We start from the raw sequence: 12,704 nt of genomic DNA on the forward strand, positions 1-12,704 counted from the left end.
GGGAGGCGAGGGCTGCGCGCTCGATCGCGACACAAGGCCGCTCCTACAGGAAAGGGCCGCAGAGCGGCCCCCGTCACTTAGTTACCCTTCACCGCATAATCCGGACGCTTGTCGTTGCCAGGAATGAACGGGCTCCACGGTTGCGCACGCAGGGGCTGCTCGGTCTCCCAGACCACACTGAACTGACCGTCATCCTGGATCTCGCCGATCATTACCGGCTTGTGCAAGTGGTGGTTGGTCTTGTCCATGGTCAGGGTGTAGCCCGACGGCGCGGCAAAGGTCTGTCCGGCCAGCGCTTCGCGGACCTTGTCGACATCGGTGGACTTGGCCTTCTCGACCGCCTGCGCCCACATATTGATACCGACATAGGTGGCTTCCATCGGGTCGTTGGTCACCGCCTTGTCGGCGCCCGGCAGATTTTTTGCCTTGGCGTAGGCCTTCCAGTCCGCGACGAACTTCTGGTTGACCGGGTTATCCACCGACTCGAAGTAGTTCCACGCCGCCAGGTGGCCGACCAGCGGCTTGGTGTCGATACCGCGCAGCTCCTCTTCGCCCACCGAGAACGCCACTACCGGTACGTCGGTGGCCTTCAGGCCCTGGTTGGCCAGTTCTTTGTAGAACGGCACGTTGGAGTCGCCGTTGACGGTGGAGATCACCGCGGTCTTGCCGCCGGCAGAGAACTTCTTGATGTTGGCGACAATGGTCTGATAATCAGCGTGGCCGAACGGCGTGTACACCTCTTCTATGTCCTTGTCGGCCACACCTTTGCTGTGCAGGAAGGCCCGCAGAATCTTGTTGGTGGTGCGCGGGTAGACATAGTCGGTGCCGAGCAGGAAGAAGCGCTTGGCGCTGCCGCCGTCTTCGCTCATCACGTATTCCACCGCCGGGATCGCTTGCTGGTTAGGCGCCGCGCCGGTGTAGAAGACGTTTGGCGACATCTCTTCACCTTCGTACTGCACCGGGTAGAACAGCAGCCCATTGAGCTCCTCGAACACCGGCAGCACCGACTTGCGCGACACCGACGTCCAGCAGCCGAACACCACCGCGACCTTGTCCTGGGTCAGCAACTGGCGGCTTTTCTCTGCGAACAGCGGCCAGTTGGAAGCCGGGTCGACCACCACCGCTTCGAGCATTTTGCCATTGACCCCGCCCTTGGCGTTGATCTGGTCGATGGTCATCAACGCCATGTCCTTGAGCGAGGTCTCGGAAATGGCCATGGTCCCCGACAGCGAATGCAGGATGCCGACCTTGATGGTCTCGGCGGCCTGGATACTCCAGCTCAGGCCCATCGCCGCAATCGATGCGCTAAGGGTAAAGGCCTTGATCAGACTGCGACGCTTCATGTGCTCTCTCCGCTGAGTTTTTTATGCTGTTGGCGACTCTGCAGGAGACATTGCAAGCGCTGTGCCCGCTTTTCGGACACGGCCAAAGCCCCGGTTTCCGGGGCTTTGCGGGGGAAGGGTAGGGTTGCTGGGTCCAGCTTGGTGCTGGCGCCCGAGGCGTGCACGGTATTGGGGCCGCTAGGCGGCCCCAAGCAGTCAGCGGTCCATTGCGGCCCGCGGCTGGCGCTTGCTGCGCACGAACTGGTAGGTCACTGCCAGCAGCAGGAACCAGATCGGCGTCACTACCAGCGCCGAGCGGGTGTCGGCCTCAAGGCTGAGCAGCACCAGAATCGCGGCGAAGAACACCAGGCACACGTAGCACATGAAGCGCCCGCCGGGCATCTTGTAGATCGAGCTTTGATGCAGCGCCGGGCGCTGGCTGCGGTACTTCAGGTACGACAGCAGGATCAGCGTCCAGACGAACATGAACAGCACCGCCGACACCGTGGTCACCAGGGTGAAGGCTTCGATCACGTTCGGCACCAGGTAGATCAACACCGCGCCCAGCAGCAGGCAGGCGCAGGAGAAGAACAGACCGTTGGCCGGGACCGCGCGGCGCGAGAGCTTCTCGAAGGCCTTCGGTGCATCGCCTTCCTGGGCCAGGCCGAACAGCATGCGGCTGGTGGAGAACACGCCGCTGTTGGCCGACGAGGCGGCCGAGGTCAGCACCACGAAGTTGATGATGCTGGCCGCAGCAGGCAGGCCGGCGAGGACGAACAGCTCGACGAACGGGCTCTTGCCCGGCACCACGTCCCGCCACGGCGTCACTGCCATGATCGCGATCAGGGCCAGCACGTAGAAGACGATGATGCGGATCGGGATCGAGTTGATCGCCCGCGGCAGGGTGCGCTCCGGGTCTTTCGCTTCGGCGGCGGTGGTGCCGACCAGCTCGATACCGACAAAGGCGAACACGGCGATCTGGAAACCGGCGAAGAAGCCCATCAGGCCATGGGGGAACATGCCGTCATCGTTCCACAGGTTGGCCAGCTGCGCAGTGCTGCCAGTGGGCGACTGGAAGCCGGTGATGACCATATACAGGCCGGTGGCGACCAGGCCGAGGATGGCGACGATCTTGATCAGGGCGAACCAGAATTCCATCTCGCCGAACATCTTCACCGTCACCAGGTTCAGTGACAGCAGCAGCGCCACGCAGCTCAGCGCCGGGATCCACTGCGGCAGGTCAGGGAACCAGAACTGGGTGTAGGCGGCGATCGCGACCACGTCGGCGATACCGGTGACGACCCAGCAGAACCAGTAGGTCCAGCCGGTGAAGTAACCGGCCCAGGGCCCGAGCAGGTCGGCCGAGAAGTCGATGAAGGACTTGTAGTTGAGGTTCGACAGCAGCAGCTCGCCCATCGCCCGCATGACGAAGAACAGCATGAAGCCGATGATCATGTAGACGAAGATGATCGACGGGCCAGCAAGGCTGATGGTCTTGCCCGAACCCATGAACAGGCCGGTGCCGATGGCGCCACCGATGGCGATAAGCTGAATGTGGCGGTTGCTCAGGTTGCGTTGCAGATGCTGATCATCTGGCTCGGGGGTGGAGGTCACGGTCATTGGCTGCATTCCATTATTGGTTCAGTCTTTTTTTGCTAGCCGAGTAGGCTAACACGCCCGTTCCAGATCGGGGCGTGACAGATCGACACGAGTTTTGCGTGGCAGCCTGGGGCCGCAAAACGGCCCCGGCTCTCTCAAGCCCGAACCACCATCCGCCGCCTCACCACGCAACGATCAACCACCCACATCACCAGCATCGACACCCCCACCAACGGAAACGCGACGCCCAAGACCAGCATCACCACTGTCGCCGTCTTCCAGCGCGGCAAATCATGGCGCAGCGGCGGCACCCCCAGGCCACCCTCGGGCCGGCGCTTCCACCACATCACCAGACCGCTCACCGAACCGAGCAGAATCATCAGGCACACCAGCAAGATCACGATCTGGTTGAACGCGCCAAACATCTTGCCCTCATGCAGCATCACGCCCAGCTCAGTCGCGCGGGCGACCGGGCTGTAGTCCTGCCAGCGCACATCGGCCAGCACCTGGCCGGTGTACTGGTCGACATGCAGGGTGGCGTCGTTGCGGGGATCATCAGCAAACACCGCAATGGTAAACACGCCGTCGGCGGTGGTCGGCAGAGTGATGCTGTAGCCGGGCTCGACCTGGCGGCTGCTGGCAATGTCCTCGACCTGCTGCAAGCTGACCTGCGGCGCTGCTGGCTTGCTCGACATCATGTGGTGCCCGGCATGTTCGGCATGGGCGCCCGACTGCGGCATCGGCGTGTTCTCCATCGCCCAGGGCACGGTCTGCCGATGCGCCTGGTTGAGCACCCGCGCCTGCTGGTCCGACTTGGGCACGTCATTCCACATCGCCGCCGGGAAGCGGTTCCACAGATCGGCATACTGCTTGCCCCACATGCCAGTCCAGGTCATGCCGCTGAGCAGCATCAGCAGCAACAGCGCCGATCCCCAGAAACCGCTGACCGCATGCAGGTCGCGCCACAGCAGCCTGCCGCGCGAGGCAAAGCGCGGCCAGAGCACGCCGGCACTGCTGCGCCCGCGCGGCCACCACAGGTACAGCCCCGACACCACCAGCACAATGCCCCAGCCAGCGGCCAGTTCCACCAGCCGGTCGCCGACGGTGCCGACCATCAGCTCGCCATGCAGGGCACGGGCGATGGCCTGCAGGTTCTGCTGGGCGTCCTGCTCGCCGAGCACCTTGGCGTTGTACGGATCGACGAACACGTTCAGCTCACGACCGCCGTCATGCACCACGAATTGCGCGCTGCGCTCGCTGTTCAGCGGCGGCAGGTACTGGCCGACGTGGCCCTGTGGATAAGCCTGCTGAACCTGCGCCAGCAGCGCGTCGGCGTTTTGGCGATGGTGGCCGCCTTCGACCACCATCAGCTCGCGGTACATCAGCGGGTCGAGCTGTGGCTTGAACAGATAGATGATCCCGGTGAGCGCCAGCAGAATCATGAATGGCGCAACGAACAGCCCGGCATAGAAGTGCCAGCGCCAGGCCAGGTTATAGAAGGAAATACGCGGTCCGCTCATGGAACCTCCCATCAGAGGGGCGCGGTCATGGCCGCGCCCGTTGTAATTGTCAGAAGCTGAGATCGACTTTGGTCCAGAAGGTCCGGCCAGGTTCAGGCACCGGCTGCGGATCGTTCGCCGGGTAACCAAAACCGGCGTTGCCGGCCAGGTTCAGGTGCTCGGCGTAAGCCTTGTCGAACAGGTTGTCGACGCCTGCGCTGAGCTTGAGATTGCGCGTGACCTTGTAGGCGCCGTTGAGCGAGAACACGCCAAAGCCTGCGCTTTTTTGATAGTCCTTGCCGACCACATTGCCCTGATTTTCAGCGACGCGGTTCTGCGCCGAGACCAACCGCCACAACGCCCCGGTGCTCCAGTTGTCCTGGCTGTAGGTCAGGCCCAGGCGGCTTTCCAGTGGCGGCATCTGCGGCAGTGCCTTGCCGTCGCTGCTGTTTTTGCCCCAAGCGTAAGCCAGGGTCGCATCGGCCTTCCAGTTTTCCGACAGCTTGTACGCCGCGCCCAGCTCGCCGCCCATGATCCGCGCATCGATGTTCTGCGCCTGGGTGGTGCTCATGCCCATCATGCCGGTCTGGTAGTCGAACAAAATGTAGTCGCGGATCTGCCCGACATAGCCCGAGGCCCAGGCTTGCAGGCGCTCGTCACGGTACTGGAGGCCGAAGTCGAGCTGGGTGGTTTTCTCCGGTTTGATCGCGTCGAAGGCGTTGCGTGCACCTGCCGGGCCGTCGGCCGAGAACAGCTCCCAGTAATCCGGGAAGCGTTGCGCATGGCCAAGGCCGATGTAGGTGGTGGCCGACAGCGCGCTGAGGTCATGCTCATAGCGGACAAAGCCGCTGGGCAGGGTATCGGCGCGAGTGTTGCCGGCGGTGGCCTGGTCGCTGCGCAGATCGCGCGCCGAAGCGCGGTCAAGGCGGGCACCGCTGATCAATCGGTCTTCGCCGCTCGCGTACCAGGTCAGCTCGGCGAACGCGCCGTAGTTGTGGAACTCGGCATCCTTGCTCCACGGCTGGCCACGGTGCGCGTCGACGCCCATGCCGCTGCGCTGGCGGTGCTCGCTGCTTTGCGCATCGATACCGTTGATCAACTGCACATCGGCCCAACGCCAGGTGGCCTTGATCCGCGCGCCGAGGGTGCGCCGGTCGACGTTGGCGACCATCGGCATGCCCATCATGCCGCTGCCGGACGGGGTGCGCAGGCTGTAGTTGTCCATCACGTGGTCGGCGTAGTTGTAGTAGACCTGCGCCTCGATCTTGTCGAGCACCTCGCCGAGGTTGGATTTTTCGAAGCGCAGGCCCAGGCTTTCGCGCTTGAACTGCGAGCCGTCCATGCCGCGCCCGGCGTAACGGGCTTCGCCGTCACCTTTGCCGGCGGTGAGCTCGAGCAGGGTGTCGGCATCCGGCGTCCAGCCAAGGCTGACGTCGCCGTTCCACTTGTCCCAGCGCGACGGCACGCTGTCGCCGTTGCCGTCGCGGTAGTCATCCGAGCGTGACTGGTTGCCGACGAAGCGCGCATACGCCTCGCTGTTGCCGGCGGCGACGTCGAGCAGCTTGTCGAAGCGGCCATTGGAGCCGGCCAGCAGGCTGGCGTTGACTCGGCTGCCAAGCTCGCCGAACTGCTCCGGCTCGCGTTCGAAGAGGATCGTCCCGGCCGAGCCGCCGGGACCCCCAGATCACAGTTTGCGGGCCTTTGATCACGGTAAGGCGGTCATAGGTTTCCGGCGAGATGTACGAGGTTGGCGCGTCCATCCGGTTGGGGCAGGCGCCGAGCATCTGGCCGCCATTGGTGAGGATGTTCAGGCGCGAGCCGAACATGCCGCGCAACACCGGATCGCCGTTGGTGCCGCCAGCGCGGATCGCCGAGAAGCCGGGGATGGTCTTCAGGTAGTCGGCACCATCACTGGCCGGCACTGGTTGGCGCGGGTCCTTGGGGTTGGTGACGATGGTCAGCGGCGAGCTGGGGGCGACGGCGGTGATTACCGTCGGGCTCAGCTCGGCGGCGTCGTGGTCGTGGCCAACATGGCCGCTGTCGGCGGCGATAGCCAAGGGGCTCAGCAGCGAGCCGCAGAGCACGGCGATAGTGCCGCGCAGGGAAAGGGTGAAAACGGGGATGCAGCCGGACATAGTGATTCCAGTCGATCAGTCGAATATGAGCGCACAGCCTCCTGGCTGCGTGCGGTCAATGGATGTTCAGACGTAGATCGACTGGGCAGGTGGCGCCCGGCTGCGGGCGCCGGGGAAAATCGCCTGGCGCGCGTGGCCGTGGCGGGTGGCGCTTGGCGGGGGCGGGGCAGGTGGAACGCGGCTGGCGTTGAGCGGGCTGAAGCTCTGCGGCAGCGCCGGGCAGTTGAACAGCAGGGTGCAATAGCCGCACTTGGCCCACAGCGCGTGCAGCTCGGCGTCATCGCTATGGTTGTGGTGGTGCTTGCTGTCGGCGTGGGCATGGCTGGCGGGCATGGGCATGTTCATGGCCATGTCGCTGGACATGCTCATGCTCATGCTCATGCCCGTGTGGTGCTCCATCGGCATCGACTGAGAAATCAGCGGCCCGATGAAGATCATCCACATGGCAAACAGGCTCAGCCAGCCGCCACCGGCGCGCCTGCGAGCAGGGCGGGTGGTACGGCGGTAGCTGTGTTTGCCCAGCACGTTCACGGCTGGCGCCTGTCAGCGGTCAGTGCGCGTGTTGCTGTTGCGGCTGGTCGGCCGGCGGCTGCTTCTGGACAGCCACTTGCACGGTGATATCGCCGGCTTTTTCGAAGTGCAGGGTCAGTGGGAAGCGCTTGCCGTCGGTGAGCAGGCTGCGGTCCTTGGGCTGCATCAGCATCACGTGGTAGGCGCTGGGGGCGAACAGCAGGTCCTTGCCGGCGGGGATGGTCACGCCGTCGACCTGCTGCATTTTCATCAGGCCTGCTGCGTTCATGGCGTGCTCATGCAGCTGCGCGTCATCACTGATCGGGCTGTCGACGCTGAGCAGGCGGTCGTCGCTGCTGCCACTGTTGTGCACGGTGAAATACGCCGCCACGTTGGGCGCATTGGGCGGCAGCTGCAGCGACCACGGGTGGGCGATGTGCAGGTCACCCTGAGTGTATTCATGGGCATTGGCGAATGCGCCAGGCAGCAACAGGGCGACCACGACGAGGGCTTGCTTGAGCATGGGGAAATCTCCGATCTGGACAGGTTCAGGACGCGGGGCGGCTGTAACTCAGGTCAGAGGAGAGGCGCGCGGATTGAGCGCAGGCCATAACTGGCGCGGCGTCGGTTGGTAGCTGGCAAGAATGCTCGCAGTGCCGTTGTCCATGGCGACAGGGATGTGCAACTGCGGCGGATGCCCAGGCAAGGCCAGCAGCGTCAGGCCGCCTGAGCAGCACCAGCAATGTTGCATGCTCGCGTGCTCGTCGCCTTGCGGGCCGAGGTCGATCTTGGCCAGCGCCTGCACTGCCGGCGTGGGCTTGACGCCCATGCTGGAGCAGAACGCCCCCCACAGCAGCTGCTCGGCCGCGCTTTTCGGCGCAGCGGAAGACAGCGGCATGGCCAGCAGATTGAACAGCACTGCAAGGCAGGCGATCCAGGCGATGGGCCGACGTGGGGGCATGGAGAGATCCGGTCAGGAATCGTGGTGGCTATTGTAAGGCGCAGTATAGGTAAAAATACCCCGGTGCGGTGAAGTGCCGCAGCTGCGCCTGTGCAATGGCCGCCCTGACCTGAGCGGGGCGGCGGTGTATCAGGCCTTGCGCCCGAGCAGCCCGCGCACTGTTTCTTGCAGGTCGGCCGGCAACACCACGATCTTGGAATTGTTGCTCGCAGCGAGGGTTTCCATCGCACCGATGTAACGCTCGCCAAGCAGGTACATGGCCGGAGTGGTTTCGCTGCCGACCGCCTCGCGCACCAGGGTAATCGCTCGGGCCGAGGCTTCGGCCAGGTTGATCTGCGCTTCTGCGTCGAGCCGAGCCGACTGCAGGCGCGCTTCGGCTTCCAGTACGGCCGCTTGCTTGGCACCCTCGGCGCGGGTCACGTCGGCTTTACGCTCACGCTCCGCGGCGGCCTGACGTTCCATCGCCAGCTGCATGTTCGGCGACGGCTTGATGTCCTGGATTTCTACCGAGCGCACGGTCACGCCCCAGTCTTCGGTCTGCTCGGACATCGCTTCGCGCAGACGCGCCTTGATCTGCTCGCGGCTGGACAGCGCTTCGTCGAGGTCCATGGCACCGACGATCGCCCGCAGCGAGGTCATGGTCAGGCTGGTCACGGCAAACGAGAAGTTCTGCACGCCGTAGGAGGCCTTCTGCGGGTCGATTACCTTGGCGAAGCACAGTGCGTTGGCGACGATGACGGCGTTGTCCTTGGTGATGATTTCCTGTTGCTGGACATCGAGGATGATGTCCTTGGTCGGCAGGCGATAGGCAACCACGTCCATGTACGGGATGAGGATGTTCAGGCCGGGCTTGAGCGTGCTGTGGTAGCGGCCCAGGCGCTCGACGATCCACTCTTCGCCCTGGGGCACGATGCGCACCCCTTTGAATACGGTGATCAGAACAAACAGTGCCAGGCAGGCGACGACGATTAGGCTGGTCATGGTGCAGCGTCCTTTAAGTACGGATTCAGGCCCGGGTGATCCGGGCGGTGTTGCCTTCGATGGCGGTCAGGCGCACACGCTCGCCGGCGGCGATGTCACTGTCGGCGATGCACACCCATTCCTCGTTGCCGAGGATCGGCTTCTGGAAGCGCACCCGGCCCTTCTGAAACTCCGAGACGGCCACGGTAAGCAGGCCAACCTCGCCGATCACGCTGTCGGCAGTCCAGCGCACGTCGGGTTTTTTCCGGCGAAACAGCTTGAACCAGAGCAGGGTAGTGGCCGACGAGAACAGCACCCACAGCAGCACCTGGCTGTCCAGTTGCAGGCTGGGTGCGATCAGGGCGATCAGCGCCACCAGCACGGCGCCGATGCCGAACCAGAGAATGAAGAACGTGGGCAGGACCAGTTCAAGCAGGACCAGGGCAACGCCGAAGACGAGCCAGATCCACCATTGCATTTCCATATGGGTGGCCTTCCAGGAGGGGAATGCGCAGTTTACGGCAGATGGCCGGATGGTGGCCATTGAGACGGTTCCTAAAGCTGTGCAGGAAATCTCTCGACCAGCCTGCCCGCTGGCGCCAGCAGCGCGATCAAAGCCCCAGCGCGGCCAGCAAGGTGTCTACCTGAGCAAACTCACGATCCACTGTCGGCAGTAGTGGGCGCTTGAGCACCAGCACCGGTATGCCCAGCTCGCGGGCGACCTCAAGCTTGGGCTCGGTGGCGACGCTGCCGCTGTTCTTGCTGACCAGCACGTCGATCTGGCGGCGGGCGAACAATGCGCGCTCATCCGCCATCGCGAACGGCCCGCGGGCGGCGATGACTTCGCAGCGGTCATTGCCCGGGTAGCTGTCGAGGGCACGCAAGGTCCAGAACTGCTGCTCAGGTATTTCGTGCAGATGAGCCAGGGGCTCGCGGCCCAGCGTGAACAGTGGCCGGGCAAACGGCGAGAGGGCCGTGACCAGCTCGGCCCAGTCCGCCACCTCGCGCCAGTCATCTCCCGGCTGGGGCTGCCAGGCCGGGCGGCGCAGTGCCCAGCAGGCCACACCGGCACTGCGCGCAGCCTGCGCGGCATTGGCGCTGATCTGCGCCGCATAGGGATGGGTCGCGTCGATCAGCAAGCTGATGCCGGCTTCGCGCAGGTACTGCGCCAGGCCCTCGGCGCCACCATAGCCGCCGACCCGTAGCTGGCAGGGCAGATCCTGCGGCACGCGGCCAACGCCGGCCAGACTGTAGACGTGCTGCGGGCCCAGCCGCCGGGCAATGGCCAAGGCTTCGGTAACACCGCCAAGCAGCAGAATCCGCTCGCTCATTGCACACCCGCCCGGCCGACGATGCCGCCCTGGCGGTCGATGGCAAACACCTCGACCTGCACCTGCGCTGGCACCACGCTGCAGGCAAAGGCGCGGGCATGGGCACACACTGCGTCGCCCAGCGCGATGCCTGCGGCATGCGCCAGGGCCAGCGCCTGCTGGCTGGTATTGGCGGCGATGATCGCCTGCTGCAGCGACTGATCGGCGCCCAGCGCTTGAGCCCAACCGGCCAACTGCGGCAGGTCGATACTGGAATGACGGCTGTGCAGGTCCATGTTGCCCGCAGCCAGCTTGCTGATCTTGCCGAAACCGCCGCACAGGCTCAGGCGCGCCATCGGCACCTTGCGCAGGTGCTTGAGCACCGCACCGACAAAGTCGCCCATCTCGATCAGGGCGATTTCCGGCAGGTTGTAGACCTGGCGCATGGTGTCTTCGCTGGCATTGCCGGTGCAGGCAGCGACGTGCGTGTAGCCGTTGCTGTGGGCGACATCGATGCCTTGCTGGATCGAGGCGATGTAGGCCGCGCAGGAGAACGGCCGGACGATACCACTGGTACCGAGAATCGACAGCCCGCCGAGAATGCCCAGGCGTGGGTTCATGGTTTTCAGGGCCAACTGATCACCGTCACGCACGTTCACCGTGACCTCGAAACCGCCGCTGTAGCCACAGTCGTTGGCCAGTTGCTGCAGGTGCTCGCTGATCATCCGTCGCGGTACCGGGTTGATGGCCGGCTCGCCGACCGCCAGCACCAGTCCGGGCCGGGTTACGGTGCCGACACCGACACCCGCGACAAAACGCACGCCGGGCGTGGCGAGCAGGCGCACCTGGCTGTAGAGCAGGGCGCCGTGGGTCACGTCGGGGTCGTCGCCGGCGTCCTTCAAGGTGCCGGCCTCGGCGCAGTCGCCGTTGCGCCTGCAGAACTCCAGGCGCATCTGCACCACCTTGCCCTTGGGCAGGGTGATGTGCACCGCGTCGGCGTCGACACCGCTCAGCAGCAGGCGTGCGGCGGCGAGGCTGGTTGCCGTGGCGCAGCTGCCGGTGGTCAGGCCGCTGCGCAGGGGCGCGGGTTGTTCGCGGGTTTCTTCACGCATCCAGGGCTTTCACTACGTCGAGCAAGGTGATCGGCAAGGCCTGGCGCCAAGTGTCGAAGTTGCCCAGCGGTTGCGTGTGGGCAATGTGGATGCGGGTCAGCTCGCCGCCGTGCGCTTCGCGAAACTGGGCAAGGGCCATTTCGCTTTGCAGGGTGACGGCATTGGCTACCAGCCGGCCACCGGGGCGCAGGCGCTCCCAGCACAGGCCGAGCATGCCTTCGCCGGTGACGCCACCACCAATGAAGATCGCGTCGGGCCGCTCCAGTTCGGCCAGCGCCTGCGGTGCCTTGCCGCGGATCAGGCGCAGCCCCGGCACGCCAAGCGCGTCGCGGTTGTGCTCGATCAACGCTTGCCGGCCTGCATCGGCTTCGATCGCCAGGGTGCGGCAGCTGGGGTGGGCGCGCATCCACTCGATGCCGATCGAGCCACAGCCGGCGCCGACATCCCACAACAGCGCGCCGGGTTGCGGTGCCAGGCGGGCGAGAGTGATCGCGCGAACATCGCGCTTGGTCAGCTGGCCGTCGTGTTCGAAGGCCGAGTCCGGTAAACCGGCAGCAGGTGACAAGCGCGGTGTGTCCGCTGCAGCCTGGCATTCGATGGCGACCACATTCAACGCAGCCAGCTGACTGTGTGGCCAGTCTTCGGCCGTGCCTTGCACATGACGTTCCTGCGGCCCGCCAAGGTGTTCGAACACCTGCAAACGGCTCGGGCCGAAGCCTTTGTCGCGCAGCAGCGCAGCGATCTGTGCCGGGCTGTCGCCATCGTTGCTCAGCACCAGCAGGCGCAAGCCGGTGTAGCAGTAGGCGTTGAGTGCGGCCAGCGGGCGGGCGACCAGCGACACGATCTGCACCTCCTGCAGTGGCCAGCCCAGGCGCGCAGCGGCCAGGGCGCAGGACGATGGCGCCGACAGAACCCGCAACTGCTCGGCTGGCACCTGCCGCGCCAGGCTGGCGCCGACGCCGAAGAACATCGGGTCGCCGCTGGCCAGTACGCATACCGGCTCGCCGCGCAGCGCCAGCACCGGTTCCAGGCTGAACGGGCTCGACCAGGGCAGTTGCTCGGCGCTGACACAGTGCGGCAACAGCGCCAGCTGGCGCGGGCTGCCGAAGATCCGCGAAGCCGCCAGCAGGGCACGCCGGGCAGGTTTGCCCAGGCCGCTGAAACCGTCTTCACCGATACCTACAACTGTCAGCCAGGGGGCCATCTGCTTCCTCATCAAGCTTGAGTGGGCCACAACGGCCGCAAATTCACACGATCTTCGACCGCCGGTTTTTCATGCCGTCGAGCAAAGCAGGC

Annotated in this window: 11 protein-coding genes and 1 pseudogene; all 12 read right to left on the reverse strand. The window is 65.0% G+C overall.

Going from position 1 to position 12,704, the window contains the following annotated elements; translation table 11 throughout:
- Nucleotides 1-77: 77 nt before the first annotated feature.
- Nucleotides 78-1,343 (reverse strand): urea ABC transporter substrate-binding protein, encoded by a 1,266-nt coding sequence (urtA, locus tag IDM28_RS01905; protein WP_101316028.1) that lies wholly within the window; start codon nucleotides 1,341-1,343, stop codon nucleotides 78-80.
- Nucleotides 1,344-1,538: 195 nt separating this feature from the next.
- Nucleotides 1,539-2,942, reverse strand: a complete 1,404-nt coding sequence (gene cycA, locus IDM28_RS01910) for a D-serine/D-alanine/glycine transporter (protein WP_150571350.1) — start codon at nucleotides 2,940-2,942, stop codon at nucleotides 1,539-1,541.
- Nucleotides 2,943-3,076: 134 nt separating this feature from the next.
- Nucleotides 3,077-4,441: a PepSY-associated TM helix domain-containing protein gene (locus IDM28_RS01915; RefSeq protein WP_188035244.1), complete on the reverse strand. Its 1,365-nt coding sequence runs from the start codon at nucleotides 4,439-4,441 to the stop codon at nucleotides 3,077-3,079.
- Nucleotides 4,442-4,490: 49 nt separating this feature from the next.
- Nucleotides 4,491-6,555, reverse strand: a pseudogene (locus IDM28_RS01920) (TonB-dependent copper receptor).
- Nucleotides 6,556-6,621: 66 nt separating this feature from the next.
- Nucleotides 6,622-7,080, reverse strand: a complete 459-nt coding sequence (locus IDM28_RS01925) for a DUF2946 domain-containing protein (RefSeq protein ID WP_316936990.1) — start codon at nucleotides 7,078-7,080, stop codon at nucleotides 6,622-6,624.
- A 25-nt stretch (nucleotides 7,081-7,105) separates the two neighbouring features.
- The gene (locus IDM28_RS01930; RefSeq protein WP_188035245.1) at nucleotides 7,106-7,588 is read right to left on the reverse strand and encodes a copper chaperone PCu(A)C; all 483 of its coding nucleotides are present in this window, start codon (nucleotides 7,586-7,588) and stop codon (nucleotides 7,106-7,108) included.
- A gap of 48 nt (nucleotides 7,589-7,636) precedes the next feature.
- The gene (locus tag IDM28_RS01935; protein ID WP_181089637.1) at nucleotides 7,637-8,026 is read right to left on the reverse strand and encodes a DUF2946 domain-containing protein; all 390 of its coding nucleotides are present in this window, start codon (nucleotides 8,024-8,026) and stop codon (nucleotides 7,637-7,639) included.
- A gap of 129 nt (nucleotides 8,027-8,155) precedes the next feature.
- On the reverse strand, nucleotides 8,156-9,007 hold the full coding sequence (locus tag IDM28_RS01940; protein ID WP_101316041.1) for an SPFH domain-containing protein: 852 nt from the start codon (nucleotides 9,005-9,007) through the stop codon (nucleotides 8,156-8,158).
- A gap of 25 nt (nucleotides 9,008-9,032) precedes the next feature.
- Complete coding sequence (locus IDM28_RS01945; protein ID WP_150571354.1) at nucleotides 9,033-9,470, reverse strand: NfeD family protein; 438 nt, start codon at nucleotides 9,468-9,470, stop codon at nucleotides 9,033-9,035.
- A 127-nt stretch (nucleotides 9,471-9,597) separates the two neighbouring features.
- Nucleotides 9,598-10,317 (reverse strand): cobalt-precorrin-6A reductase, encoded by a 720-nt coding sequence (locus IDM28_RS01950; RefSeq protein WP_188035246.1) that lies wholly within the window; start codon nucleotides 10,315-10,317, stop codon nucleotides 9,598-9,600.
- Nucleotides 10,314-11,408, reverse strand: a complete 1,095-nt coding sequence (locus IDM28_RS01955; RefSeq protein WP_188035247.1) for a cobalt-precorrin-5B (C(1))-methyltransferase — start codon at nucleotides 11,406-11,408, stop codon at nucleotides 10,314-10,316. Before IDM28_RS01955 ends, IDM28_RS01950 begins: the two co-directional genes overlap by 4 nt.
- Nucleotides 11,401-12,612 carry a precorrin-6y C5,15-methyltransferase (decarboxylating) subunit CbiE gene (gene cbiE, locus IDM28_RS01960; RefSeq protein WP_188035248.1) on the reverse strand — a complete coding sequence of 404 codons (1,212 nt, stop codon included), beginning with the start codon at nucleotides 12,610-12,612 and terminating at the stop codon, nucleotides 11,401-11,403. The genes IDM28_RS01955 and cbiE overlap by 8 nt, the downstream gene beginning before the upstream one ends.
- Nucleotides 12,613-12,704: the final 92 nt, after the last annotated feature.

It is taken from the genome of Pseudomonas sp. EZ-C24 (assembly GCF_014525325.1).
Lineage (GTDB): Bacteria > Pseudomonadota > Gammaproteobacteria > Pseudomonadales > Pseudomonadaceae > Aquipseudomonas > Aquipseudomonas shirazensis.

Excerpts from the sequence above, each read along its gene's own strand:
- urtA (WP_101316028.1), bottom strand. The coding sequence starts at position 1,343 with ATGAAGCGTCGCAGTCTGATCAAGGCCTTTACCCTTAGCGCATCGATT.
- cycA (WP_150571350.1), bottom strand. The coding sequence starts at position 2,942 with ATGACCGTGACCTCCACCCCCGAGCCAGATGATCAGCATCTGCAACGC.
- IDM28_RS01915 (WP_188035244.1), bottom strand. The coding sequence starts at position 4,441 with ATGAGCGGACCGCGTATTTCCTTCTATAACCTGGCCTGGCGCTGGCAC.
- IDM28_RS01930 (WP_188035245.1), bottom strand. The coding sequence starts at position 7,588 with ATGCTCAAGCAAGCCCTCGTCGTGGTCGCCCTGTTGCTGCCTGGCGCA.
- IDM28_RS01935 (WP_181089637.1), bottom strand. The coding sequence starts at position 8,026 with ATGCCCCCACGTCGGCCCATCGCCTGGATCGCCTGCCTTGCAGTGCTG.
- IDM28_RS01940 (WP_101316041.1), bottom strand. The coding sequence starts at position 9,007 with ATGACCAGCCTAATCGTCGTCGCCTGCCTGGCACTGTTTGTTCTGATC.
- IDM28_RS01945 (WP_150571354.1), bottom strand. The coding sequence starts at position 9,470 with ATGGAAATGCAATGGTGGATCTGGCTCGTCTTCGGCGTTGCCCTGGTC.
- IDM28_RS01950 (WP_188035246.1), bottom strand. The coding sequence starts at position 10,317 with ATGAGCGAGCGGATTCTGCTGCTTGGCGGTGTTACCGAAGCCTTGGCC.
- IDM28_RS01955 (WP_188035247.1), bottom strand. The coding sequence starts at position 11,408 with ATGCGTGAAGAAACCCGCGAACAACCCGCGCCCCTGCGCAGCGGCCTG.
- cbiE (WP_188035248.1), bottom strand. The coding sequence starts at position 12,612 with ATGGCCCCCTGGCTGACAGTTGTAGGTATCGGTGAAGACGGTTTCAGC.